Origin of the sequence: Rhizobium sp. FKL33 (genome assembly GCF_005222915.1) — a bacterium.
Taxonomy (GTDB): Bacteria; Pseudomonadota; Alphaproteobacteria; order Rhizobiales; family Rhizobiaceae; genus Rhizobium_E.
On sequence record NZ_STFX01000006.1, the window covers coordinates 162179 to 186759 of the forward strand.

A 24581-nucleotide genomic window follows, 5' to 3' on the forward strand; every position below is an offset into this window, starting at 1 on the left:
CTTCAGCAACGGCGCTTCTATCCTGACCTCAAGATCGGCAAAGCCGGCAAAGGGGAACTCAATGAATGTGATGACGAAACCGCAATCGCGGTATGACGTCCTGTTCGAGCCTGTCCGGATCGGCCCGGTCACCGCGCCCAACCGTTTTTATCAGGTTCCGCACGCCTCAGGCATGACCAATGCTCTTCCCCGAGTCCGCGCCGGCTTCCGTGAAATGAAGGCCGAGGGCGGCTGGGGGGTGATCTGCACCGGCGCCTGCTCCATCGACATCTCCTCCGACGACGCGCCTCTGCCGATGGCGACGATGTGGGACGACAACGATATCCGGGCGCATGCGCTGATGACGGAGGCCGTGCATCGCCATGGCGCGCTGGCCGGCGTCGAACTCTGGCATGGCGGCGCCTCCGTGATGAACCGGTCGAGCCGCATCGCGCCGCTGTCGCCCTCGGGCATTCCCTGGATGGCCACCCATGTCGGTTTCATGGGCAATCTGCGCCCCCGCGCCATGGACAAGCAGGATATCCGCGACGTGCTGCGCTGGCAGGCGGAGGGCGCCCGCAAGGCTCGGCAGGCCGGCTTCGACATCGTCTATGTCTATGCCGGCATGGGCTATCTCGGTTATGAATTCCTGTTGCCGGAATATAATCACCGCATCGACGACTATGGCGGCTCGATCGAAAACCGCGTCCGCTTCGTGCGCGAACTGGTGGAGGTCACCAAGGATGCGGTCGGCAAGGATTGCGGCGTGGCGCTGAGGATTTCGCTCGAGGAATTGCGCGGCCGTCCCGGCCGGCATCTGCCATCTGAGGCGCATGAGGTGATTTCGCTGCTGGCCGAGACGCCGGATCTCTTCGACGTCAAGATGGATTCCAGTCCCACCGACTGTTCCGCCTCCCGCTTCACCGGCGAGGGCAGCCATGAGCCGGTGATCGATTTCGTCAAGACGCTGACGAAAAAGCCTGTTGTCGGCGTCGGCCGCTTCACCTCGCCGGATACGATGGTGAGCCAGATCAGGCGCGGGGTGCTCGACTTTATCGGCGGCGCGCGTCCCTCGATCGCCGATCCTTTCCTGCCCGCCAAGATCCGCGACGGCCGAGTGGACGAAATCCGCGAATGCATCGGCTGCAATATCTGCATTTCCAGCTGGCATGACGGCGTGCCGGTGCGCTGCACGCAAAACCCTACCGCCGGCGAAGAATGGCGGCGCGGCTGGCATCCGGAAAATCCGGGCAAGGCCGAGCGGCGCGAAAAAGTGCTGGTGATCGGCGGCGGCCCCGCAGGGCTCGAAGCCGCGCTCACGCTCGGCCGGCGCGGCCATGAGGTGACGCTGGCCGAAGCAAGCTCCAGCTTCGGCGGCCGGCTGGTGTTCGAACGCGGTCTTCCCGGTCTTTCGGCCTGGAACCGGGTGGTGGATTATCGCCTGGGCCGGTTGCGGGAAATGCCCAATGTCCAACTCTATCTCGAAAGCCGGCTTGGGGCCGACGACATCGCCGATTTCGCACCCGATCATGTGGCGGTCGCCACCGGCGCGCGCTGGACCAATTTCACCTATTCCTCGATGGAAATCCCGGTCGGCCGCATCGAGCACCCCAATGTCTTCACGCCCGACGACATCGCTGCAGGGCGAGTGCCCGAGGGCCCGACGCTGGTGTTCGATTTCGACAATTATTACATGGGCGGCGTCATCACCGAACATCTGGCAGGGCGAGGCGTGAGCGTCTCCTACGCCACCCCGGCGGGGCAAGCCTCGGCCTGGACGATCATGACCAATGAACTGCCGCTGGTGCATCGCGCGCTCAGCCGCCGCGCCGTGCCGGTTACCACGCTGGTCACCGTCTCGGATTTCGATGGCGAGGTGGCGACGCTGACCCATATCTTCACCGGCGAGACGGAAAAGCGGCCCTGCCGCAATCTGGTGATCACCGGGCTCCGGCTGCCCCGCGACGAACTTTTCCAGGAGTTGCTCGCCCGGCGGGACATGTTGCGTGATGCGGGCGTCAAGACGATCGAACGGATCGGCGACACGCTTGCGCCCGGCGCCATCGCCCATGCCGTCCATAGCGGACATCTCTATGCGCGAGAGATGGGGCAGGGGGCCCGGGGCTTCCGCCGGGACGCGCCGATCGTCGAGTTCGAGCCGGCCTTCACCTCGCGCGCCGGCTTGGCGGAGGTCTGATGAACGCTGCCGCTCCCACTCTCTCGCCTTGGTCCGTCGCCTCGCCGCTTGCCGGCGGGGCGCTGCATGCGGTGGGGTCGGGCCTGTTCCACACGCTTCTGCCCCTGCGGCTGGTGGCGGACGGGCAGGGGGCGGACGCCGTGGGCCTGGTGGTGGGCGTGGAAGGCGTCGGCTTCATTCTGGGCTGTATCGGCTCTGTCCGGCTGATCCGCTCGGTCGGCGAAGTCAGGGCTTACGCGGCGCTGTCGGCCATATCGGCGACGCTGATCCTGTGCCTGGGTCTCGATCCGCATCTGGCGCTGTTCATGGCGATCCAGGCGGTGATCGGTTTCGCCAATGCCGGCCAGGCGGTGGTGATCGAAAGCTGGATCAACGCCATGGTTTCCAATGTCCATCGCGGCCGGGTGCTGACGCTTTATGTGCTGGTGCTCGGCCTGTTCTATGGCCTCGGCCAGTTGCTCGCCACCAATCTCGATCCCGCCGGCCATCCGATGCTGATGATCACCGCCGGCTTCTATGTCATCGCGCTTGCACCGGTCACCGCCATCTGGGTCGGCGAGCCGCAGCTGCATGTGCCGGTGGGCGTCAGGCTGTTCCGCACCTTCGCGATCTCGCCGATCGGCGCGCTGGCCTGCCTGATGACCGGGCTCATATCCTCGACCTTCGCCTCGGTCGGCCCGCTTTACGGACTGCAGATGAATTTCACTCAGCAGACCATCGTTTTCCTGATGGCGGCCACGCAACTGGGCGCGCTCTTCCTGCAGTTTCCGCTCGGCTATCTCTCGGACCGGGTGGACAGGCGCGCGATGATGCTGTGGCTGTCGCTTTCGCTCGCGCTGGTCTGCGGCGTCTTCCTGCTGATGCGGGCGGATTCGCCGTTCTGGCTCTATCTCATCCTGTTTTCGCTGTTCGGCGGCATATCCGAGATCTTCTATCCGCTCGGCGTGGCGCATGCCAATGACAAGGCCGATCCCGCCGATTTCGTCATGCTGTCGTCCAATCTCCTGCTGATCTGGGCATTCGGCGGCGCGGTGGGTCCGGCGATCGTGACGGCGGGAGTAGGCTCGTTCGGCGCGGATCTGTTCTTCTGGTACGGCATCGGGCTGTCGGCGCTGTTTGCCGGTTACGCGCTGTTCCGGCTCTACCGGCAGCCGCCGGCCCGCAAGCGCGAACATTTCGTCGCCTATCCCCAGACCTCGCCGATGGTCTATGAATGGACGCCACATGATCAGGCGGACGGCAGCGACGGAAAGGCGGACACATGAGCCGGATCGTCGAGAGCTTCCCGCGCAAAATCACAACGCTCGATCCGGTGTTTATCACCATGTCGGACGGCGTGACGCTCGCCGCCACGATTTGGCTGCCTGAAGACGCCGAAGCCGACCCCGTGCCGGCCATTCTCGAACTCATTCCCTACCGGCGCCGCGACGGCACGGTGTTCCGCGACATGAAGATGCATCCTTACGTCGCCGGACACGGCTTCGCCTGCGTCCGCGTCGACATCAGGGGATCGGGCGATTCCGAAGGCGTGCTGACCGACGAATACACCGAGCGCGAACAGCGAGACGCGGAAGACATCATCGCCTGGCTGGCCGCACAAAGCTGGTGCACGGGCGCGATCGGCATGACCGGAATTTCCTGGGGCGGCTTCAACGCGCTTCAGGTGGCGGCCCGACGCCCGCCGGCGCTGAAGGCGGTGATCGCGCTCTGCTGTTCGGATGATCGCTATGCCGATGACGTTCACTATTTCGGCGGCAACCTCCTGACCGAAGACGGCATGTGGTCGAGTTTCATGCTCGGCATGAATGCGCTGCCGCCGGACCCTGAGATCGTCGGCGCGCGCTGGCGCAAGATGTGGCGCGAACGGCTGGAGGCGATCTCCTGCTGGTCGGAGACCTGGCTCCGCCATCAGCGCCGCGACGCCTATTGGGCATTCGGCTCGGTCGCGGAGGATTTCTCCGCCATCGACATTCCCGTTTATGCGATCAGCGGCTGGGACGACACCTATTTCAACGCCGTGCCCCGGCTGATGCAGGGTTTAAATGGGCCGAAGAAGGGGCTGATCGGCCCCTGGAGCCATGCCTATCCCTTTCTCGGCGCCCCCGGTCCCGCGATCCATTATCTCAAGGAGGCGATCCGCTGGTGGCGGCATTGGCTGGTTGGCGAAGACACCGGCATCATGGAGGAACCCGCCTATACCGTGCTGATCAAGGATCCGCACAGGCCGGCGCATTTCTATCCTGAGCATCCCGGTCAATGGGTCGGCGAACCCGGCTGGCCGACGCCATCGGTTGAGATGCAGCGGCTCTATCTCAACGCGACGGGGCTTGCAACGGAGCCGGTAACGGGTCCCCTCATGCGGCTCAAATCACCCGTCACCGCCGGCCGCGATTGCGGCCGTTACGGCGGCTATGGCGGTGAAGTTCCTGATATGGCCGGCGATCAGCGCCGCGAGGATGGGTTGGGGCTCTGTTTCCAAACGGCGGAACTCGAAGACGACCTCACAGTACTCGGCGCAGCCGTAGTCGACCTCGAGCTGGCCTCGGACCGTCCGCAGGCGACGATCATCGCCAGGCTCTGCGAGGTCTGGCCCGATGGCGTGTCCACATTGATCACCTGGGGCGCACTCAATTTGAGGCAGCGGGAAAGCCGCGAGGCGCCGACGCCGCTCGTCCCCGGAGAGGTGGTCAAAGCGCGGCTTGAGCTCAATCATTGCGGACGGCGATTGGCGCGCGGCAACCGCCTCAGGCTGGTTCTCTCCAACCAGCATTGGCCTGTTCTCTGGCCTGCGCCGGGGATGCCGACCTTCACGCTCGCCTCCGGCGCTTCAGTGCTGCTGTTGCCCGTCCGAACCGCCCAACCCGACGACGGCGGGATCGCCCTTGAGCCCGCCGAAATGTCCCCGCCCGTCGCCGCGACCGAGTTGCGCGAGACGCATGACAGCCGGATTGTGACGATCGACGCTGGAAAGCGGTGCGAGACGCTGACGCTCGACAGCGATTACGGCCGCCAGAGGCTAGAGGATCGCGGCATCGAAACCTGGTCCGCAGTGCGCGACGTCATGGCGATCACCGAGGATGATCCGCTGTCGGCCAGACTAGAAACCGGCTGGACGCTCGGCTTCAAGAGCCGCGATTGCGACGCCGAGGCGACCTCGCGAGTGACGCTGAGGTCGACAGCGACGGAGTTCCATCTGCAATGGCGCATCGAGGCGCGGGAGAAGAACGAGACTATTTTCACGAGGGAGGGCGAGGCATGGATCGATCGGGATCATCTCTAGCCCCGTTGAGGAGACTGCGGGAAAGTGGGCCGCGCCTTGGCCGGGGGAGGGCGACGTCATGACGGCCTTCATTCTTCGCCGCGTCGCGCTTGGCGGGCTGATCCTGCTTCTGGTCTCCATCCTGCTCTTCCTGATGCTGCATATGATCCCCGGCGACGCAACAGTGGTGGCGCTCGGGCCACGCTCGACGCCGGAAATGCGCGAAGCCTTCCGCGCGATGATGGGCCTCGACAAGCCGCTCATCGAGCAACTCGTCGCTCATCTTGTTCGCCTTGCGCATCTCGACCTCGGTCAGGATGTATGGAGCCGCAGGCCGGTCACAGATATCGTCATGGAAGCGCTGCCCTATACGGTGACGCTGGCCTTCTGCAGTTTCGCCTGGGCGGTGACGCTCGGCACGCTGCTCGGCTGCATCGCCGTAGTTCATCATGGCCGCTGGCAGGATTGGCTGATCGGCCTGTTCTCGGTGGGCTTCGTCGCCGTGCCGTCCTTCGTGGTGGCGCTTTATTCGCTGCTGTTCTTTGCGGTGACGCTGAACTGGCTGCCGGCGATCGGCGCAGGCGAGGCGGGCGATCCCCTGTCGCAGATCCGCGCGCTGATCCTGCCGTCTTTCGCCATCGGAATCGGCTGGGTGGGCTATGTCGCCCGCATCATGCGCGCGGCGATGATCGAGGCGCTCGGGGAAAGCCATGTCCGGACGCTGCGGGCCTTCGGGGTGAGGGAAAGCCGCATCGTCTATGGCTACGCGCTGCGGCAGGCCTTTCTTTCGGCGCTGCCGGTGATCGCCATCGGCTTTGGCGGATTGCTCACCGGCTCGGTTTTCGCCGAAATCGTCTTCACACGCCCGGGCTTAGGCAAACTGACCTATGACGCGGTGATGTCGCGCAATTATCCGTTGGTGATGGGCGCTGTGCTCATTGCCTCAGCCCTCTATGTCGCCTGCATGATCATTGCCGATCTCCTCGCCGCAGCGCTGGATCCCCGCGTCAGGAGCGCCCTCTGACATGGCCGAGATCGCCAGCGCCCGGACCGAAGACAGACATCAGGAGCCCGGCGCGCTGGCGCGGATAGGGGCGGTGATGGTCTCGGTCCTGTCGACACCGCTCGGCTTGATCGGAGCCGCGCTCGTGTTGCTGGTCGTCTTCACGGCGCTGTTTGCGCCCTGGCTCGCGCCCTATCCGGCCACCGCCATCAATGTGAAGGAGAGGCTTGCCGATCCCTCCTGGGCGCATTGGCTCGGCACCGATCAGCTCGGACGCGATCTCTTCTCGCGCGTGGTGATCGGCACGCGCACGGCCATGAGCGTTGCGCTGACCGCGCTCACCATTGCGCTTGCGGCCGCACTGCCGCTCGGATTGATTGCAGGCTATGGGCCGCGCTGGCTGGACGCGCTGATGATCCTCGTCTTCGACAGTTTCTCCTCGCTGCCGATGATCATGCTCGGTCTGACGCTCGTGGTGCTGCTCGGTCCCGGCCTGGGCACGGTCATCCTCGTCATCGTCCTCTATTGCATTCCGAGCTATGCGCGGCTGGTGCGCGCCCAGGTGCTGAGCCTGAAATCGCTCGATTTCATTAGGGCGCAGCAGGCGATGAACGCCAGCACGCCGCGCATTCTCTTCCTGCATCTGCTGCCCAATGCCGTGGGTCCACTGCTCATCCTGGCCTGTCTCGATCTCTCCACCATCATCACGCTTGAAGCAGGGCTCTCTTTTCTCGGCTTGGGCGTGAAGCCGCAGATCCCCAGTTGGGGCAATATCCTCAGCGATGGCTTCGCCGTGCTGCGCAAGACGCCGGTGCCGGTGATCGCCGGCGGCCTGCCGCTGATCATCGCTACGATCGGCTTCACATTCTTCGGCGAGGCCCTGCGCGACGCGCTCGATCCCAAGCTCGCTAGGAGGCGGTCGACATGACGGACGCACCCGTGCTCGACATCGATAAGGTCAGCATCACCTATAGCGGCGTCGCGCGCGCCGTCTCAGAGGTCAGCCTGAAAGTCATGCCGGGCGAAGTGGTCGGGTTGATCGGTGAAAGCGGGTCGGGAAAATCAACGTTCGCCCATTCCATTCTCGGCCTGTTGCCCAAAAGCGCCGAGATCAGCGGGAACCGCATGCGACTTGCCGGCGTCGACCTCTTGACCGCCGGAGAGCGCGATTTCGCCCGCCTGCGCGGTCCGGCGGCGGCCATGGTGTTCCAGAACCCGATGGCGACCTTCAGCCCGCTGCACCGGATCGGCCGGCAGCTGACGGATTTCCTCTGGCGTGACCGGACCTCCACAGAACGTCAGAAGCGGGAGAAAATCATCGCCGCCCTCGCAGACGCCGGCATTTCCGATCCCGAAGCGCGTTTCGACGCCTATCCCTTCGAACTCTCGGGCGGCATGTTGCAACGCGTCTCCATCGCCGCCGCCCTGATGTGCGAGCCGGCGCTTCTGATCGCCGACGAGCCGACCACCGCGCTCGATGTCACCATGGAAGCGCAGATCCTGCATCTGATGCGCGAATTACGCCAGAGAACCGGCGTGGCGATCCTGATGATTTCACATCAGCTCGGCGTCATCGCCGAAATCTGCGACCGCGTGGCGGTGATGCAGGCGGGCCGGATCGTGGAGGAGGGGACCGTCGAGCAGATCTTCGCGGACCCGCGACATCCCTATACGCGGGCGCTGCTCGCCTGCGAATTGTCGCTGGTCGACGACGACGCCAAGAGGCTTCCGGCCATCGCGTGGGATGAGACGATGGAGGCGGCGCGATGATGGCGACGCCAATCCTTGAAACGCGCTCCCTCTCGGTCTCCGTTCCCGGCAAGAGCCGCCTGCCATTCGTAAAAGGCCAGACGCTCGATATCCTCCGGGACGTGTCGCTGGATATTGGCCGAGGCGAAATCATCTCGATGGTCGGCGAAAGCGGCTCGGGTAAATCGACCTTCGGACGAACATTGGTCGGCCTGATGAACCCGTCCGGCGGCGAGATCCTGCTCGATGGGGAAGCGCTTCCGAAATCGCAGGCGAGCGTGAGACGGCTGCGGAAGGCGGCGGCGCTTCTCTTTCAGGACCCCGTGACCTCATTCGATCCCCGCCAGCGCATCGGCTCGATCATCGCCGAGCCGCGCCATATCGCCGGTCGCGGCGATACCGGACGGGACGCAATCGCGGAGCTCGCCGCAAAAGCCGGTCTCACCCGCAATCTGCTCGAACGCTTTCCGCATGGGCTTTCAGGCGGACAGGCGCGCCGGGCAGCGGTGGCGCGGGCGCTTTCGGTGACGCCGAGGCTGATTATCGCCGATGAGCCGACCGCCGGCCTCGATCTCTCGGTGCAGGCGGGCGTCCTCAACCTGTTTCTCGACATCCGCGACGATGTCGGCTCGGCCTTCCTGATCATCACCCATAATCTGGCCGTGGCGCGCCGCGTCTCCGACCGCGTCGCCATCATGTATCTCGGCCGCATCGTCGAGACAGGGCCGACGCGCGACATCTTCGCCGCCCCGCGCCATCCCTATACGCAGGCGCTTCTGGCCGCCGAACCCGCGCCGGATCCGCGCAAGCGCCGCACGGAGCCGCCGGTGATCGGCGAAACGCCGAGCCTCCTGCATCGCCCCACGGGCTGCGAATTTCATCCGCGCTGTCGCTTCGCGCAAGACCGCTGCCGGACCGAAGCGCCTGTTGAGACGCACCTTTCCGACTACCATCGCATTCGCTGCCACACTCCGCTCGCGCCGCCGGCGTCAGGAGACGGCTGACCGCATCGCATTCAAAAAGAGGGAACGATCATGACCGGACTGTTGATGAATCGCAGGCATTTCCTTCATACCGCAGCGGCGGCGGCCGGCGCATTGGCGCTGAGACCGGGCCTTTCCTACGCCGTCGAGGGCGACACGCTGGTGATCCGCGGCGCCTCCGATATCGAGGTCCTCGACCCCGCCTTCCAGAACGGTCTTCTTGAAGAGGAGGTCGGCCGCGCGCTGTTCCTGTCACTCAACCGGCTGGGCGATGTCCGCGGCGGCACGAAATGGGATCTCTACGCCGCCAAGGAGCTCAAGCAACTGTCGCCGACCGAAATCGGCTTCGAGCTGCATGACTGGCTGGAATGGACCGGCGGCTATGGCCCCGTCACCGCCGACGACGTGAAATTCTCCTTCGAACGGGTGAAAGATCCCGCCAACGCCTCGGCCTGGGCCTATGCCTTCGACGCCATGGACAAGGTCGAGGTCACAGGCGAACGCACCGGCGTCATCAAGCTGACGGCGCCCTCGGCGCCGTTCTGGCTGACCACCATGCCCTATTACATGGGCAAGATCGTCTGCCGCAAAGCGTTGGAAAAGGCGGGCGGCAAATTCACCACCGAAGCGCCGGCGACGTCAGGCCCCTATGTGATCGAAAAATGGACGCCGAAGCAAAATCTGACGCTCGCCCTCAATCCCGGCTGGAGGGGACCCGCCCCGATCTTCCCGAAAATCCGTTTCGAGATCGTCACCGACGATGAGGCCGCCGCGCTCGCCTATGAATCCAAGGCGATCGACTATGCCAAGATCAGCCTCAACACGCTCGCCGCCTATCGCGACAAGCTGCCGGAGAGTACGGACCTGATCGAGATGGACGGCAATCGCTTTCTGTGGCTCGCCATCAACGTCAACAATGAGAAATTCAAGGACGAACGCGTCCGCCGCGCGATCCAATATGCTGTCGATGTCGAGCAGATCATGCAGGGCAGCTATTCCGGCCTCGCCAAGGCGGCCACCGGCGTGATCCCGCCTGGGATGACCGGCCATCGCGACGCGATCCTCTATCCCGCCGACGCCGCAAAGGCGCAGGCGCTCCTGGAAGAGGCCGGCGTTTCGGAGCTGACGGTGGAGTTGATCTGCCAGAACGACAAGACCAGCCAGCTGACCTGCCAGATCGTCCAGGCCCTGCTCGGCCAGATCGGCGTCACCGTCGAGATCAAGGCTTTGGATGACGGCGTTTACTGGACGGTGGGCGACAAGAGTTCGGGCGACCAGTGGAAGACGCTCGAAATCGCACTGATGAATTTCGCCGGCGGCGTCGATCCCTCCGAAAATCTCACCTGGTTCCGCCCCTCCCAGATCGGCGTCTACAACTGGTCGCAATTCGACAGTCCCGACTTCGAAAAGCTCTATCAGGAGGGCATGGCCGAGACGGATCCGGCCAAGCGCGACTTCATCTACAAGAAGATGCAGGATCTGATGGAGGAATCCGGCGGTTTCGTCTTCCTGACGCATGAAACCTTTGCCGCCGTGGCGCGCAAAGGGCTGAAGCCGCTGATCCTCGCCGATGGCTACCTCGACGTCACCCGCTTCGCCAAAGCCTGACCTTAACCCCGAGGGCTTCTCTTCGTCGAAGAGAAGGCCCTGATGCAGGAGATGACCATGACGCGACAGGCGGGACGCCGCGAGGCAAGACGGGCGGCAGGCGGGATCAGACAGATGGGTTTTGGCGGCGTCGTCAATCGCTATCCGCCGATCGGGCTGTTGAGCGAGGACGAGGTCCATTCCATCCATCTCGCCTCGCTCGATCTTCTCGCCCGGACGGGCATGGAGGTGATGCATGGGGAAAGCCGAAAGCTTCTGAAAGCGGCCGGCGCCGATGTCGACGAGACGAGCCAACGGGTGCGCTTCGATCCCGCCATGATCGAGGAGATCATCCGCAGCGCGCCATCGTCCTTCACATTGCAGGCCCGAAATCCCGCCCGCGATCTCCGGGTTGGCGACGGCAGCCTGATTTTCGCGGCCACCGGCGGCCCGGCCTTCGTCTCCGATCTCGATCGCGGCCGCCGCGCCGGCAATTATCGCGATATGTGCGACTTTATCAAAGTCGTGCAGAGCCTGAATGTCCTTCACCAGGAAGGCGGTTGCCCCTGCGAGCCGACCGATCTCGATCCTGACTCCCGTCATCTCGATTTCTACGACGCGGCCATCCGGCTGACCGACAAGACCTGGCAATGCTGGGCGCTGGGCCGCTATCGGGTGGAAGATGCGCTGGAAATGCTGACGATCGCGCTCGGCCAGAGCCGGGACGAGTTGCGCCGGAAGCCGGCGACGCTGACGGTGGTGAACTCCAATTCGCCGCTCCGCCTCGACATTCCCATGGGAGAGGGGCTTCTCGCCATGGCGCGGGCCGGCCAACCGGTGGCGATGACGCCGTTTACGCTGTCAGGCGCCATGAGCCCGGTCACGATCGCCGGCGCGCTCACCCAGCAAAACGCCGAAGCGCTCGCGCTGATCACGCTGGCGCAGATCGCAGCGCCGGGCGCGCCGGTGCTCTATGGCGGCTTCACCTCGAACGTCGACATGCGCACGGGGTCGCCGGCTTTCGGCACGCCGGAATACGCCAAGGCGCAGATCGCCTCGGGCCAACTGGCGCGGAAATACAGCATTCCCTTCCGCTCCTCCAATGTCACGGCGTCGAATACGGTCGATGTCCAGGCGGCCTATGAAAGCGGCATGTCGCTGTGGTCGACCATCATGGGCGGCGCCCATCTCATCGAACACGCCGCGGGCTGGCTGGAGGGCGGGCTGACCGCCTCGTTCGAAAAGCTGATCCTCGACGCCGAAATGCTGCAGATGATGCGCAGCTTCCTCGATCCGCTGCAAGTCAACGCCGACACCCGCGCGGTTGATACCATCGGAGATGTCGGCCCCGGCGGCCATTTCTTCGGCGCGCCGCACACTATCGCCCGTTTCGAAAACGCCTTTTACGAGCCGATGCTATCAGACTGGCGGAATTTCGAGACCTGGTCCGAGACGGGCGCCCGCAGCGGCACCGAACGCGCCAACGCCATCTGGAAGGAGCTGCTCAGGACCTATCAGCAGCCAGCGCTGGATCCTGCGATCGAAGACGAACTTGAGGCCTATGTCGCGCGCCGCAAAGAGGAAATTGGCCGCGGCCAACTCGACGCGGCCTGATCGGGCCGTCTCCGCCCCGGCCCAGCACTCGTCTCAGAGCCCTGAAAGGAGCAACGAGACATCTGTGACTCCAATCCGGCGCCTCCGGCTTTCGATGACGCCGCAGATGCGGAACCAGGGCTTAGGGACCGATGTTCGCGCCCGCGACCCCGGCCGCGTGCGCCATCCGTGTCGCAGGCGCACGCCCCACATCCCGCATCAGCTCGCGGCCTTGACCGCCGCCTCCACGTGGACATCCGAAGAGGCGTCCACCCAGCGCAGACCGCCCTGGTAACGCCAGGCCATCCGCCCCTTGTCGTCGAGCGCGAACAGGCTCAGCCAGCCATTGTCGAACAGCGCGCGGACGCCCGCATGCCGCTGCAGTATATCTGAAATGGCCTCTTTCGGAGCCTCCACCGCGACTGTCAGGCGCAAGGGTTCATGGACGAAATTCTCGCCGTCATGCACCGATTGCCAGGGAAGTCCCGCACGCAGGTTTCCGCCATTGCCTTCGACCACGCCGATGCCGCCGACGACATTGTGCAACAGCTTGTTGCCGGCTCCGAAGAGCGAGGGCGCGACAGAGGAGCCGAAATATTGCAGGCTGATCCAGCTCGCCACCACAACAGGCGCCGTCAGGATCAGTTCGAGGACCTTGAAGCCCTCGTCCTTCCGCCAGACATAGTCGTGCAGGAAGGCCTGCCCCTCGAGCGACCGCCCGACCGTGCGACTCCGCGGCGCGGCGATGAAGGCGCGGCAGCCGGCGAGACCAAATTCCGGGCGCACTTCCGACCAGTCGCGGCTCCGCCCGCTCACATTGCCCGCCTTGGCGCGGGGCAGCCTGAGCGACCGTTCCGCCCGCGTCAGCCGGCCTGCAAGCGCCAGCCAACTCCGGATGCGCGACAGGTCTTCTGCGGCGACAGCGGCGTCGACATCATCCGTAAACAAGGTGACGGCGTCGGTCGTGGTGTCATGCAGACCGGCAAGGAACACAGTATCCGTCGGGATGCGGATGCCCTTCAGCGCCAGCCTCTCGCGCACGCCGCGGTCATTGAGGAGGTCGGCCAGAAGGCGCGCATTGACATCGCCGGCATAGCCGCCGCAGGCGCCGCAATGCAGCGCGCTGGCATAGGGGTTGTTCACCGTATTGGCGCCATGGCCGGCGATCAACACATAGCGAGCGAAGCCTTCGGTCAGCGACATCGCCTTGAGCACCGTCTCGGCCATGCCGGCGCGCAGGTCGAGATCGAGGCTCGGAGAAAGGCGGGGCTTGGCGGCGTCGGGCCGCTTCCCCTTGCCGAAACCGAAGCCGTCGCGCAGCAGTTTGGCGGCATAGACGGGACCCATCGCTTCAACAAAAGCGAAGGACGACACCGCCGCGAGCTTGAACCGCCCGCAGGCCCGGGTCGCGCGGGCGCTGAACCGCGCCTGCCGATCGGCATCCTTGTTCTCCTCTACCTCGGCGCAGGTGAAGACCGACGGCTTCAGCAGAACCGGCAGGCGATGTTCGGGCACATCGGAGGCAAAGCCCTTGTGGCTCGCGCCGAGGCCGAAGAAGCCGGCGAAGCCGAGCGTCCGGATGCCGCCATCCGCGCTTTCGAGCGCGCGCCGGAAGATTTCCGACCGGACATCGATGCAGAAGGCGGCCTGCAGCATCGGCCTGACCTCGGCGAGTTTTTCGGCCTGCGGCGCGGCGAGGAGTGACGCCAGCTTGCGCTGAGCAGCCCGCTCTACGGCCAGTTGCAGCACAGCGTCGATGCGTATGTCGGCGGTCGGGGTCAGCGGTTCGGCATGGATCTTCCGCACCTTGCGCCATTCCGCCTCGATTGCGCTCTTGTGCAGCGCATAGAGCGCCTCCTCGAAGACGAGCAGGATAGCGAGCATCTCAAGCGGGGAGGGGTCGGTGCGGCCCGAGACTTCGGCCTTGAACTGACTATGCCGCGCATATTGCGCCCAGCCCCCGAGCGTCAGCAGCAGTTGGTGGAAGTACGTCCCCGGCTCGGCTCCGAGGCCGAGCGAGACGGCGGCCCGTTCGATCGCGGCCTCGGGCGCCTCCGGCGTGTCGGCCACATGCGCGCCGAAACCCTTGAGACCCAGGATCTCCGGCGTGAGGTCATGCATGGCGAAGGCCCGCCAGGCGGCGTAGAGGCCGTTGCGGCGCGAGGCTGCCCAGAGCGCCTGCCCCTCATCGAAGAAGCCGGCGGCGAAAGCCCCGATCCTGTCGGCGACGATGGCGGGCCAGTCCTTGCCGGCTGCGCGCGCGGCGAGATCCGCGATGGTCGGCAAGGCCGCCACTGGCTTGGGCTCCGACGCAGCCGCAGACTTGAGCGCGGCGAGGTCCAGATCGGATGCGCCGAAGGCGGCCAGAGCCGACAGCAAATCCTCATCGACAATCTCACCGGAAGCGATCTTGTCGGCATAGTGCTTGCGCGGAAGCGCCAGACGCACGCCGGCGATTCGAGAGAGAAGAGCGGCCGTGTTGTCGAAAGCTTCGGTCGTCTGGCCGATAAAGGGATTGACGGCAACGGTCGCCGTCAGAGGCCAAGCAGGGGGGATTGCCCTGACGGCCTTGTCCGCCGCGCGCGAAAGCGTCTGGCCATGCAGCGTGTCGAAAGAGGATGTATCGGCCATGGGTTCACTCCTTCACGGATGCGGAGGTTGAGGAGACGGAGCGGGGGAGGGACCAGCCGCCGAGAAGACGATCAAAAAGCGCGTTGACATAGAGCCCGTTGGCGAGATGAACGCGAAGGCCCGCAGCTGCCGGATGATAGGCCCAAAGCGGAAACAGCGACTGGGCGACGGCCACTGCGCCAAACGAGATGACGGCGAGCAGCATCAACGTCCATTCGAGCGGACCGGGCGACGGCGGCGGCGGCAATACGCCATGCATCAGCATGTCGGAGATCCGATGCAGCCCGAAATAGGCGGTCGCCGCCGAGATCGAATAGAGAGAGGTTCGCCAGGTCAACGCCCATGGAGCGGCGTCCGCCAGGCCCTGGGCAATCAGATAGGCGACGCCGAAGATCAACATGGCGCCGAGAGCCAGCGCCTGAATCGGCATAGGACCGAAGCCGAACAGGAAGCCGATCGCCGCATAGATGATGAGGGCCAGAAGGAAAGCCCGGCCGACCGCCCGGGCGTTGGGGATCGCCACAGGACCCGGCCTGCGGATAGACGCGACGCTTTCGACCGCCGAGCCGGAGGCCAGGAAGGCGTGCGCCTTGTAGAGCGAATGGGCGACGATGTGCAGCAGCGCGATCGGAAACAGGGCGAGGCCGCTTTGCAGGATCATGAAGCCCATCTGCGCGACAGTCGACCAGGCGAGCGAGGTCTTGACCGCCGGCTGGGTGAGCATCACCACACAGCCGAACAGCGCGGTGAAGCCGCCGACCATGACGAGAACCGCCAGCACGCCCGGCGCCTGCAGCATGACATCGGCAAACCGGATCAACAGGAAACCGCCGGCATTGACCACCCCGGCATGCAGCAGCGCGGAGACCGGCGTCGGCGCTTCCATCATTTCGGTCAGCCAGCCATGGGTCGGAAACTGCGCCGACTTCAGCAGCGCGGCGAGCGCGAAACACGCGGCGGCGCAGACCGTCAGCGGCAGACCCTGACCCTCGCGCGCAGCGGCCAGAATGGTCGCAATATCGCCGGTTCCGAAGGAAATCGCCAGAAGCGCAGCGCCGCCGATCAGCGCGGCGTCGCCGAGGCGGGAGACGATGAACTTCTTGCGCGCCGCGCGTCGGGCGGCTGGCCGCTCCGGATAAAACAGCAGGAGCCGGTGCAGCAGCAGGCTTGCGCCGGCCCAGCCGATGATCAGGACCAGAAGCGAGCCCGCCTGCACCAACAGCAGGACCGCCGCCAGGGTTGCCGTCATCCAGCCCGTGAATGCGCCTTGCCGGGCCTCGCCGTCCAGAAAGGTTCCTGCGAAGCGAAGCACCACCCAGCCGATGAAGGAGACAAGGGCGAGCATCACCAGACTGACGAGATCAAGGCGAACCGAGAAGGTGAAATAGCCGACGCCGATGGTCGCGCTGGTTCCCGCCCCGAAGAGGCCGAGCACAAACCCCGAAGCGGTAACAACTATTATGGAACTTATTGCGGCGACTTCAGCGGCGCGGATCGCTCCGCGCGGACGCAGGCCCGGGGATCTGAAGGCGTAAAGCGATGCCGCCGCGAGCAACAGCGGCGCAAGAAGCGGTAAAGCATGGATCATGAGACATCTCCGATCAGAGCTGCGGGCCTGGGAGGCGGCGCCGGGCAATTCACGGCTTTGTTATCAGTCGAGTATGCTCAATAAAAATTCATTGTTTCTGCAATTCCGTTCTATATTATAGAACCATGTCCGAGCTGAACTATCATCATTTGCGCTATTTCCGCGCCGTCGCCCATGACGGAAATCTGACGCGCACGGCCGAACGGCTGAACTTGTCGCAATCGGCTTTATCCATTCAGATCAAGCAGTTGGAGGAGCGTCTGGGGCATGCCCTGTTCGAGCGTCGGGGCCGGCAACTGTTTCTGACCGAAGCCGGCAGGATCGCGCTCGACCATGCCGACACGATTTTCTCCACCGGCGAGGAACTGGTCGAGACGCTGAAGGAAACCGGGCGAACCCGTCGCGCCATCCGCATCGGCGCGCTCGCGACCCTGTCCCGCAACTTCCAGATCGAGTTTCTTCGCCCCATTCTCGGGCGCTCGGATGTAGACATCATCCTGCGTTCGGGCAGCGCCAGCGAATTGCTAGGAGCGCTGGAGGGGCTCAATCTCGACATCGTGCTGTTGAACCAGGCGCCGATGGCCGACTCCGTCACCCCCTTTATCGCCCAGCATGTCTATCAGCAGCGGGTGAGCCTGATTGGCCGTCCGACCTATGGCCAAGCAGGCGCGACGCTCGCCGATCTCCTTGCTGCCCATCCGGTCATTCTGCCGACGCTCGAAAGCGGCGTCAGGGCGCAATTCGAAGCGCTCGTCGCCCGTCTCGGCGTGACGCCGCAAGTGGCCGCGGAAGTGGACGACATGGCGATGATGCGTCTTTTGGCGCGCGAAGGCGCAGGCCTCGCAGTATTGCCGCCGATCGTGGTCAAGGGCGAACTCGAAGCCGGCTCGCTCATGGAGTTCGACGCCCTGCCCGGCATGATCGAATCCTTCTACGCCGTGACCGTCAAACGCCGCTTCCCAAATCCGCTGATCGGCCCGTTGCTCGATCATGCGATGGACAGGGATATCGGCTGAGGGCCCATAAGGCCCGCAGATGAGGCGAAGAGCAGATACTAATTTCAGCCGGCGAATGCAGACGGGCGGCGCACATGGCGCCGCCCTTGCTCTCGTTACAGGATCAATTACTCGCCGAGCGACGCCTTGAGCTTGGTCACTTCGTCGGCTTCCATCTGGCCGACAGTGGTCACTTCGCCGTCCTTGATCTTCCACAGGCGGAAGGGGCCGGTGATGTCGCCATATTTGTCGAAGCTGACATTGCCGATCACACCTTCATACTTGATCGGCTTGCCTTCCTTGAGAAGCTTCAGCGCCTTTTCAAACTCCGCCTTGCCGGCATGGATGGGCTCGCCGCCCGGGGCCACGATTTCCGGAATAGCGGCCTTGATGGCGGCCTTGTCGGCCTTGCCGGCCTTGGCGATGGCGAGCCCGACGATCGCGCCGGCGTCATAGGAGCGGTCTGCCGCCGGCGCCGCCGGCGAGATGCCGCCCGAAAATTTTTCGTAATTGGCGTTGAAATATTCAGTCGAGGCGGTCGGGCTGGTGCCCGAGGACGTGCCATAGGCGTCGTTCAGATATTGCGCGCCGACGGCGGAGATGAAATCTCCGGAATTCATGCCGTCATTGAGCAGGAACTTGGCCGGGCCGCCGCCGGAGATCCAGGCGCGGGCAATGGTCGCGCCGTCGACCGGCGTGCTGACGAGATAGAGGGCTTCCGGCTCGCCGTTCATTGCGGCGCTGGCTTCGGCCGAATAGCTCGCCTGCTTTTCGTTATAGGGCGTGGTGGAGGTGATGACGCCGCCGAGCTTGGTGTAGGCGGCGGAAAACTCCTTCACCATGTTGACGCCGAAGTCGTTGTTGACGTTGATGATGGCGATCTTCTTGAGGCCCTGGTCGATGGCGTATTTCGCCGCAGCCGTGCCCTGCAGCGCATCAGACGTGATGGTGCGGAAGAACACGCCATTGGTTTTGCCCTCGCGACCCAGCGCCGTCAGCGTCGGCGAGGACGAAGCGGGCGAGACCTGCGGCACGCCGGCAGGCGCGGTCACCGAGGTCAGGATCGGGATCGACACCGATGAGATGATGCCGCCGATGATCACCGGCGCCTTCTTGATATTGACCAGCTGGGTCGCCTGGTCCACGGCGACATTGCCCTGGCTCTGGCTGTCACGGGTGTCCATGACGAGCTTGCAGCCGCCGACGCCGCCGGCGTCGTTGAAGTCGCGGAAGGCCATTTCGATCGATTTTGCGCCGGCCTTGCCATATTCGCCGGCCGGGCCCGTGAGTTCCATGACGACGCCGACGGTGATGTCGCAATCGGCGGCGAAGGCCGGCAGCGCGAGGCCCGCCAGCATGGTGGATGCGAGAACCAGTTTTTTCATGTCATTCCCCTTTGTTGAGATTGTATTTCATGATGCTCCCATGACGTCCCGTCCGATCCCGTTCGAGCGTGTAGACGTCCCCTTCCAGCTCCTTCGCCTCGGCCATGACGGCCTCGATTTCGGAGAGATCCTCGTCCGACAAAGTCGTGTCGGAAATCGCCAGATTGGCGGCGAGATGATCGCGATTGCGCGCGCCGACGATGACCGCAGCCACGCCCGGCCGCCGCAGCATGGCGGCGCTGGCGATCGTGGCGATGTCGGTGCCGCGCCGGTCGGCGATGCGGCGCAGCGCGCCGAGCAGCGCCTGGAACAGATCCCAGCCGCCGATATCGTCGATGATCAGCTTGTATTTGGTGAGCGAGCGGTTCTCTAGCGGATGCTCGGGCTCAGTCACACCAAGCCAGCGATCGCTCAGGAAGCCGCCAGCAACGGTGCCGTAACAGAAAAGAGCAAAGTTGTTCTCGGCGGCAAGCGCTGTCATCCGCTTTTCGGGACGCCGGTCCAGGAGCGAATATTGCAGTTGCAGCGAGGCCAGCGGCACGCCGGATCCGATCAGCGCCTCGATATGATCGCTGTCGAAATTGGTGGCGCTGACCTTGTCGATCTTGCCCGCCGCCTGCAGTTCCTTCAACCAGCCCGCTGTCTCCAGCCAGCCGTCGATGTCGTAAGCCCACCAGTGAAACTGGACGAGATCGAGCCGCTCCAGATTGAGCCGCTTGAGCGAGGTGTCGATGACGCCTTCGACATAGGCCTTGCTAATGGTGGGCAGCACCGCGAGATCGGGCACGAATTTGGTGTGAACCCGGATGCGATCAAGCGCTTCCTGGCCGCGCAGATCGCGATAGCGGAGCCGAAAGCGGCCGATCATCTCCTCGACGCCGGTATAGATGTCGGCGCAGTCGAAGGTGGTTATGCCCGCATCGGCGAACGCCACCATGTCGTCGATGGCGGCGTCGGGATCGACAGCGCCATGGCCGCCCGCCAATTGCCAGCCGCCGCGAATGACGCGGGAAATCTCGTAGCCGGGCGCGAGGGTAATGCGTTGCATGATGTCAGTCTTTCAAGGGAACGGCAGTGGTTTCGGCATGGCTGAACCTGCGCAAGCCCAGCCGCTTGATGCGCAGACGCGTGCCGCAATTGGGGTCCGGACAGGCGATTTCGGCGTCGGTGGTCATCCAGTCATGCGGATGTGTGGGGCGCTGCTTGGCGGCTAGAAGCGGCAGAACCGAGGCGAGCGAATAGATCGAAAAGCCCTGCCCCGGCGGCAGATGCAGCATCTCGCCGCGAAGCTCGAAATGATCGCCGGGCTTGGCGCCGCAATAGACGGGCCCTTTTTCAGGAATCACCACCTCGACGCGGAGATCGTAGAGTTCAAACAGATCATTGACGCTCATGGCATTCCTCACGCGGCCTGTTCGGCCAGAAGCCGGGTTCTGACGAGATCGAAGGACCGCCCGATGTCGTTGGCGAGGGCCCGCGTCGCGCCCTCGGCGTCGCCACGTTCGATCGCTTCGATCATCGCCCAGTGATGGTCGGTGGCGGCAAGCCCGCCCTGCTCGTCATGGATCTGGGCGGCAGCGCGCACGACCGGGCCGGACTGAAGCCACAGACTTTCGACGATCGGGATCAGCACATTGGAGCCAGCCGCCTGATAAATGTGAAAATGGAAGCGCTGATTGAAGCTCGACGTCACTGGGCCGATGTCGTTTCCATGCTCTCCAAAGGCCGCATCGCATTGCCTGTTGATCTCCTTGAGGATCTCGTGATCCTGCACAGTCAGATTGGCGATGGCGAGCTCGACCATCCGGCCTTCGATCAGCACGCGGGCGCGTTCGAGGTCGTCGAGCCGTTGCCGGGTGATGAGGGGCACACGAACGGTTCTGTTCGGCATTGCCTCCAGCGCCTGTTCAGAGACGAGGCGACCGAGCGCTTCGCGCACCGGCATGGTGGAGGTCTGCAGCCGTTCGGCGAGATCGACGATGCGCAACGCATCTCCGGCAGCGAAGCCTCCCGAGATCAGCGTCTGGCGCAATTGGCCGTAGACCCGATCCTGCACGGTTTCACGCCCGACCGGCGTCAGGCCTTCCACGCGATTGGGCTGTATGTCCGTCATCCCCCGCCTCATGCGTTTTCCGGCGAAATACCGGTTGATTTTCTTCCGGTCATAAAGTTTGATCAAACATCACACATCAAATCAAGTCTGAATCTTGCAAATGGCCGCCAGCACAGTTCAAACCACACCGGCCCCCCTCCCGCCCGTCATCGAGGCGCGGCGCCTGACCAAACGTTTCGAGGGCCTGACCGTGGTCTCCGAGATGTCGCTGACCGTCGGGCGCGGCGAGATGGTCGGCCTGATCGGACCGAACGGCGCCGGCAAGACGACGATGTTCAACCTCATTGCCGGCAGCCTGAAACCCACCTCCGGCGAACTCTGGATTTCCGGCCGCGAAGTCTCGGGCGCCGCGCCTGAAACGCGCATCGCGCATGGCTTGGCGCGCACCTTCCAGATCCCCCGTCCTTTTCCTGAGATGAGCGTGCTTGAAAATGTGCTGGTCGGCGGCCAGCAGCAGGTCGGCGAAAGCCTGTTCGCCAACTTTCTCCGTCCGTCGGCGGTGCGCGCCCGCGAGACCGCGCTGATCGACAAGGCCCGCAGTCTTCTTGACTTCGTCACGCTGTCGCATCTCGAACATCAGCCAGCCCGTGTTCTCTCGGGCGGCCAGCGCAAGCTGCTCGAACTCGCCCGCGTGCTGATGGCCGATCCCGATGTCATCCTGCTCGACGAGCCGGCGGCGGGCGTAAATCCCGTCTTGCTGGAGGTGATCATCGAACGCGTGACGGCGCTCAACCGTCAGGGCGTCTCCATCCTGCTGATCGAGCACAATATGGACATGGTCTCCCGGCTCTGCTCGCGCGTCGTCGCGATGGCTCTCGGAAAGCCGCTGGCGGAAGGCTCTCCTGCGGATGTGGCGGCTAACCCTGCAGTCATAGACGCCTATCTCGGAGGCGGACTGTGAACGACATCGTCCTCTCCACCCATGCCCTCGTGGCCGGTTACGAACCCGACCTGCCCATCGTCCGCGGCGTCGATTTCGAGGTGCTGAAGGGCGAGCTCGTGGTGTTGCTCGGTCCCAACGGCGCAGGCAAATCCACTTTCGTCAAGGCGATCGCCGGCCTCGTGCCTATCCATTCGGGCGCGATGACGCTGAACGGCCGCGACATCACCCGCGTCGCTCCGCATCGGAAAGTGGCGGAAGGGCTGGGCTTCGTGCCGCAGACCGAAAATGTCTTCGCCACGATGAGCATTCTCGAAAACCTGCAGATCGCGGTTGCGCATCTGCCGCGGTCCCAGCGCAAGACGGCGATCGAGGCGCTGTTTGCCCGCTTTCCAGATCTGGCGTCCAAGCCCTCTCGCCTCGCCGGCGCGCTGTCGGGCGGACAACGTCAGATGCTCGCGGTCGCACGCGCCCTGGCGCTCGATCCGCCCGTCATCATTCTCGACGAGCCCTCGGCGGGCCTGTCGCCCAAGATCGTCGGCGAGGTCTTTTCCATGCTGCGCAGCGTAAACGCCAGCGGCGTGACCGTGATCCTGGTCGAACAGAATGTGAAGGCCGCGCTCGCCATCGCCAGCCGCGCCGTGATCCTGGCCGAGGGACAGATCCGCCATCAGGGAACGCCTGCAGAACTGGCAGATGACCCGCTGGTCGGCAAGATCTATCTGGGCGCGACCCATCCGAGTGAAAGGGGCTCCCCATGAACCCGCAATTTCTGATGGACGGGCTGATTGCCGGATCGATCATCGGGCTCGGCGCGGTCGGCGTGACGCTGACCTATTCGATCCTGCGCTTTTCCAATTTCGCACATGGCGAGCTTCTGTCCTGGGGGGCTTATCTCGCCCTCGCCGCCTCGGGCGCGCTCGGCTATCTCGCGCCCGGGCTCACGGCCCCCATCGGCCCTTTCTCCTTCGGCTGGTCGCTGCCATCGGGGCTGCTTCTCGCCATCGTGCTGACTGGACTGCTGGCGCTGGCCGTGGATGCGATGCTGTTTTCCAGTTTTCGGCGCCGTGGCAGCGCCGTGATCATCATGGTCATGGCGAGTTTCGGCGCGTCGCTAGCTTTGCGCAGTATCCTCGAATTCATCTTCACCTCCAGTCCCGCCTATTTCACCAATGCGCTGCAGATCGCCATGAAGCTCGGCGGGGGCCTGCGCGCCACGCCCGACCAGCTGCTGATGCTGGCGCTCGCGGCCATCGCGGTGATCGTTGTGCATCTGCTGATGACCCGCACCGATATCGGCCGCGCCATGCGGGCGGTCAGTGAAAATCCCGCGCTCGCCAGCATCGCCGGCATCGATGTGCGCCGTGTGATCCGCACGGTCTGGTTTCTCGGCGCGGCGCTCGCCTGCGTGGCCGGCGTGATGAGCGGTCTGCTCATCCAGATCCGCCCCTATCTCGGCCATGACCTGCTGTTGCCGCTGTTCGCAGCCGCGATCCTCGGCGGCATCGGCAGCGTGCCGGGCGCCATGCTGGCGGGGCTGATCATCGGCCTTTGCGAGGCGCTGGCGGTTCAGCTTGTCGGCGCGGAATGGCGCGCGGCGGTCGCCTTCGTCATCCTCATCGCGGTTCTGCTCGCGCGCCCGCGCGGCCTGTTCGGGAGAGCGACATGAGCCTCGATATCCTCGCTTACGCCGCCTTCTTTCTGACGATGGCTCTGACCTATGCGGTCATCTGCCTCGGGCTAAATGTCCAATGGGGCATGACCGGTCTCTTCAATGTCGGCGTCGCCGCTTTCGTGGCGGTCGGCGCCTATACATCGGCCATTCTGACGACGCCCGACGCTCCCGACCGGCTGGGCGGCTTCGGCCTGCCGATCGTGGTGGGCTGGCTGGGGGCCGCCATTCTTTCGGGCCTTTTGTCCTGGGGCGTCGGGGCGCTAACGATCCGCCTGCGCGCCGATTATCTCGCCATCGCCACCTTCGGCGTGGCGGTGACGATGCAGCTCGCCATGCTCAATCTACAGCCGGTCACCGGCGGCGCCTTCGGCATCGGCTTCATTCCCCGCCCCTTCGGCGTTTGGCAGGAAAATGCCGCATTGTTCAGCTTCTCCAATCTCGGCGTCATGGCCGTCGTCGTTCTCTGCCTCTATCTCGGCCTGGAGCATCTGGCGAAAAGCCCCTGGGGCCGCGTGCTCCGCGCCGTGCGCGAGGATGAAACGGCGGCGCAGGCGCTCGGCAAGCGGCCGATCCGCTTCCGCCTGCAAGCCTTTACCCTCGGCGGCGCGATCATGGGGCTCGCCGGAGCCTGCCAGGCGCATTTCATCGGCTTTATCGCGCCGGACAATTACATGCCGATCCTCACCTTCCAGGTCTGGGCCATGCTGATCGTCGGCGGCTCCGGCAACAACAAGGGCGCGATTGCAGGCGCCATCCTTGTCTGGGGTCTTTGGGCGCTCACCGCATCCGCCGTCTCGAGTTTCGTTCCGCCCGACCAGCAAGCGCGCGCCGCCTCTCTGCAAATCGTCGCGATCGGCGTCGGGCTCTGCCTGATGCTGCTCTGGCGCCCTCGCGGCCTGTTCGGAGAGGTCAGCCCGCTGAGCCGCCTCAAATCCGCCCGCGCCGTAAAAAACAAGGACTGACA

20 protein-coding genes are annotated in these 24581 nt (G+C 64.5%); 14 read left to right on the forward strand and 6 right to left on the reverse strand.

Annotated features, from left to right (window positions below):
- The first annotated feature begins 61 nt into the window (after positions 1-61).
- From E8Q41_RS04440 to E8Q41_RS04480, 9 genes are read left to right on the forward strand one after another with little or no spacing between them, the layout of a single operon-like run.
- Positions 62-2176 (forward strand): FAD-dependent oxidoreductase, encoded by a 2115-nt coding sequence (locus tag E8Q41_RS04440; protein ID WP_246660073.1) that lies wholly within the window; start codon positions 62-64, stop codon positions 2174-2176.
- Positions 2176-3441, forward strand: a complete 1266-nt coding sequence (locus E8Q41_RS04445) for an MFS transporter (protein ID WP_137154302.1) — start codon at positions 2176-2178, stop codon at positions 3439-3441. The genes E8Q41_RS04440 and E8Q41_RS04445 overlap by 1 nt, the downstream gene beginning before the upstream one ends.
- Positions 3438-5456 carry a CocE/NonD family hydrolase gene (locus E8Q41_RS04450; RefSeq protein WP_137154303.1) on the forward strand — a complete coding sequence of 673 codons (2019 nt, stop codon included), beginning with the start codon at positions 3438-3440 and terminating at the stop codon, positions 5454-5456. Before E8Q41_RS04445 ends, E8Q41_RS04450 begins: the two co-directional genes overlap by 4 nt.
- Positions 5457-5514: 58 nt before the next feature.
- Positions 5515-6459, forward strand: a complete 945-nt coding sequence (locus E8Q41_RS04455) for an ABC transporter permease (RefSeq protein WP_137154304.1) — start codon at positions 5515-5517, stop codon at positions 6457-6459.
- A gap of 1 nt (position 6460) precedes the next feature.
- On the forward strand, positions 6461-7366 hold the full coding sequence (locus tag E8Q41_RS04460) for an ABC transporter permease (RefSeq protein ID WP_137154305.1): 906 nt from the start codon (positions 6461-6463) through the stop codon (positions 7364-7366).
- Entirely contained in the window at positions 7363-8208 is an 846-nt protein-coding gene (locus tag E8Q41_RS04465) for an ABC transporter ATP-binding protein (protein WP_137154306.1), read from the forward strand. Before E8Q41_RS04460 ends, E8Q41_RS04465 begins: the two co-directional genes overlap by 4 nt.
- Entirely contained in the window at positions 8205-9191 is a 987-nt protein-coding gene (locus E8Q41_RS04470) for an ABC transporter ATP-binding protein (RefSeq protein WP_137154307.1), read from the forward strand. The genes E8Q41_RS04465 and E8Q41_RS04470 overlap by 4 nt, the downstream gene beginning before the upstream one ends.
- Before the next feature lie 30 nt (positions 9192-9221).
- Positions 9222-10778 carry an ABC transporter substrate-binding protein gene (locus tag E8Q41_RS04475; RefSeq protein ID WP_137154308.1) on the forward strand — a complete coding sequence of 519 codons (1557 nt, stop codon included), beginning with the start codon at positions 9222-9224 and terminating at the stop codon, positions 10776-10778.
- A 57-nt stretch (positions 10779-10835) separates the two neighbouring features.
- On the forward strand, positions 10836-12371 hold the full coding sequence (locus E8Q41_RS04480; RefSeq protein ID WP_246660074.1) for a trimethylamine methyltransferase family protein: 1536 nt from the start codon (positions 10836-10838) through the stop codon (positions 12369-12371).
- A gap of 198 nt (positions 12372-12569) precedes the next feature.
- On the opposite strand, the gene E8Q41_RS04485 is transcribed toward E8Q41_RS04480, so the two are convergent.
- Together E8Q41_RS04485 and E8Q41_RS04490 are read right to left on the reverse strand one after the other, a co-directional pair.
- Positions 12570-14981: a DUF2309 domain-containing protein gene (locus E8Q41_RS04485; RefSeq protein ID WP_137154310.1), complete on the reverse strand. Its 2412-nt coding sequence runs from the start codon at positions 14979-14981 to the stop codon at positions 12570-12572.
- Between the two features lie 4 nt (positions 14982-14985).
- The gene (locus E8Q41_RS04490; RefSeq protein WP_137154311.1) at positions 14986-16569 is read right to left on the reverse strand and encodes a proton-conducting transporter membrane subunit; all 1584 of its coding nucleotides are present in this window, start codon (positions 16567-16569) and stop codon (positions 14986-14988) included.
- A 125-nt stretch (positions 16570-16694) separates the two neighbouring features.
- Here E8Q41_RS04490 and E8Q41_RS04495 point away from each other — a divergent pair, with 125 nt between their 5' ends.
- Positions 16695-17585, forward strand: coding sequence for a LysR family transcriptional regulator (locus tag E8Q41_RS04495; RefSeq protein WP_137154312.1), 891 nt, complete (start codon positions 16695-16697; stop codon positions 17583-17585).
- A 107-nt stretch (positions 17586-17692) separates the two neighbouring features.
- Here the strand turns inward: E8Q41_RS04495 and E8Q41_RS04500 are convergent, their stop codons facing one another.
- Genes E8Q41_RS04500 through E8Q41_RS04515 form a run of 4 tightly spaced genes read right to left on the reverse strand, consistent with a single transcriptional unit; the run spans position 17693 to position 21062 of the window.
- Positions 17693-18949, reverse strand: a complete 1257-nt coding sequence (locus E8Q41_RS04500; RefSeq protein ID WP_137154313.1) for an ABC transporter substrate-binding protein — start codon at positions 18947-18949, stop codon at positions 17693-17695.
- Position 18950: 1 nt separating this feature from the next.
- Positions 18951-19997, reverse strand: a complete 1047-nt coding sequence (locus tag E8Q41_RS04505) for an aldo/keto reductase (protein ID WP_137154314.1) — start codon at positions 19995-19997, stop codon at positions 18951-18953.
- Positions 19998-20001: 4 nt separating this feature from the next.
- Positions 20002-20343: a TIGR04076 family protein gene (locus tag E8Q41_RS04510; RefSeq protein ID WP_137154315.1), complete on the reverse strand. Its 342-nt coding sequence runs from the start codon at positions 20341-20343 to the stop codon at positions 20002-20004.
- Positions 20344-20351: 8 nt separating this feature from the next.
- On the reverse strand, positions 20352-21062 hold the full coding sequence (locus tag E8Q41_RS04515; RefSeq protein WP_137154316.1) for a GntR family transcriptional regulator: 711 nt from the start codon (positions 21060-21062) through the stop codon (positions 20352-20354).
- Between the two features lie 100 nt (positions 21063-21162).
- Between E8Q41_RS04515 and E8Q41_RS04520 the strand changes: the two genes are divergently transcribed.
- Genes E8Q41_RS04520 through E8Q41_RS04535 form a run of 4 tightly spaced genes read left to right on the forward strand, consistent with a single transcriptional unit; the run spans position 21163 to position 24579 of the window.
- Positions 21163-21963, forward strand: a complete 801-nt coding sequence (locus E8Q41_RS04520; RefSeq protein ID WP_137154317.1) for an ABC transporter ATP-binding protein — start codon at positions 21163-21165, stop codon at positions 21961-21963.
- Positions 21960-22703 carry an ABC transporter ATP-binding protein gene (locus E8Q41_RS04525; RefSeq protein WP_137154318.1) on the forward strand — a complete coding sequence of 248 codons (744 nt, stop codon included), beginning with the start codon at positions 21960-21962 and terminating at the stop codon, positions 22701-22703. Before E8Q41_RS04520 ends, E8Q41_RS04525 begins: the two co-directional genes overlap by 4 nt.
- Positions 22700-23611, forward strand: coding sequence for a branched-chain amino acid ABC transporter permease (locus tag E8Q41_RS04530; RefSeq protein ID WP_137154319.1), 912 nt, complete (start codon positions 22700-22702; stop codon positions 23609-23611). Before E8Q41_RS04525 ends, E8Q41_RS04530 begins: the two co-directional genes overlap by 4 nt.
- The gene (locus tag E8Q41_RS04535; protein ID WP_137154320.1) at positions 23608-24579 is read left to right on the forward strand and encodes a branched-chain amino acid ABC transporter permease; all 972 of its coding nucleotides are present in this window, start codon (positions 23608-23610) and stop codon (positions 24577-24579) included. The genes E8Q41_RS04530 and E8Q41_RS04535 overlap by 4 nt, the downstream gene beginning before the upstream one ends.
- The last annotated feature ends 2 nt before the right edge of the window (positions 24580-24581 follow it).

Excerpts from the sequence above, each read along its gene's own strand:
- E8Q41_RS04440 (WP_246660073.1), top strand. The coding sequence starts at position 62 with ATGAATGTGATGACGAAACCGCAATCGCGGTATGACGTCCTGTTCGAG.
- E8Q41_RS04445 (WP_137154302.1), top strand. The coding sequence starts at position 2,176 with ATGAACGCTGCCGCTCCCACTCTCTCGCCTTGGTCCGTCGCCTCGCCG.
- E8Q41_RS04450 (WP_137154303.1), top strand. The coding sequence starts at position 3,438 with ATGAGCCGGATCGTCGAGAGCTTCCCGCGCAAAATCACAACGCTCGAT.
- E8Q41_RS04455 (WP_137154304.1), top strand. The coding sequence starts at position 5,515 with ATGACGGCCTTCATTCTTCGCCGCGTCGCGCTTGGCGGGCTGATCCTG.
- E8Q41_RS04460 (WP_137154305.1), top strand. The coding sequence starts at position 6,461 with ATGGCCGAGATCGCCAGCGCCCGGACCGAAGACAGACATCAGGAGCCC.
- E8Q41_RS04465 (WP_137154306.1), top strand. The coding sequence starts at position 7,363 with ATGACGGACGCACCCGTGCTCGACATCGATAAGGTCAGCATCACCTAT.
- E8Q41_RS04470 (WP_137154307.1), top strand. The coding sequence starts at position 8,205 with ATGATGGCGACGCCAATCCTTGAAACGCGCTCCCTCTCGGTCTCCGTT.
- E8Q41_RS04475 (WP_137154308.1), top strand. The coding sequence starts at position 9,222 with ATGACCGGACTGTTGATGAATCGCAGGCATTTCCTTCATACCGCAGCG.
- E8Q41_RS04480 (WP_246660074.1), top strand. The coding sequence starts at position 10,836 with ATGACGCGACAGGCGGGACGCCGCGAGGCAAGACGGGCGGCAGGCGGG.
- E8Q41_RS04485 (WP_137154310.1), bottom strand. The coding sequence starts at position 14,981 with ATGGCCGATACATCCTCTTTCGACACGCTGCATGGCCAGACGCTTTCG.
- E8Q41_RS04490 (WP_137154311.1), bottom strand. The coding sequence starts at position 16,569 with ATGATCCATGCTTTACCGCTTCTTGCGCCGCTGTTGCTCGCGGCGGCA.
- E8Q41_RS04495 (WP_137154312.1), top strand. The coding sequence starts at position 16,695 with ATGTCCGAGCTGAACTATCATCATTTGCGCTATTTCCGCGCCGTCGCC.
- E8Q41_RS04500 (WP_137154313.1), bottom strand. The coding sequence starts at position 18,949 with ATGAAAAAACTGGTTCTCGCATCCACCATGCTGGCGGGCCTCGCGCTG.
- E8Q41_RS04505 (WP_137154314.1), bottom strand. The coding sequence starts at position 19,997 with ATGCAACGCATTACCCTCGCGCCCGGCTACGAGATTTCCCGCGTCATT.
- E8Q41_RS04510 (WP_137154315.1), bottom strand. The coding sequence starts at position 20,343 with ATGAGCGTCAATGATCTGTTTGAACTCTACGATCTCCGCGTCGAGGTG.
- E8Q41_RS04515 (WP_137154316.1), bottom strand. The coding sequence starts at position 21,062 with ATGACGGACATACAGCCCAATCGCGTGGAAGGCCTGACGCCGGTCGGG.
- E8Q41_RS04520 (WP_137154317.1), top strand. The coding sequence starts at position 21,163 with ATGGCCGCCAGCACAGTTCAAACCACACCGGCCCCCCTCCCGCCCGTC.
- E8Q41_RS04530 (WP_137154319.1), top strand. The coding sequence starts at position 22,700 with ATGAACCCGCAATTTCTGATGGACGGGCTGATTGCCGGATCGATCATC.
- E8Q41_RS04535 (WP_137154320.1), top strand. The coding sequence starts at position 23,608 with ATGAGCCTCGATATCCTCGCTTACGCCGCCTTCTTTCTGACGATGGCT.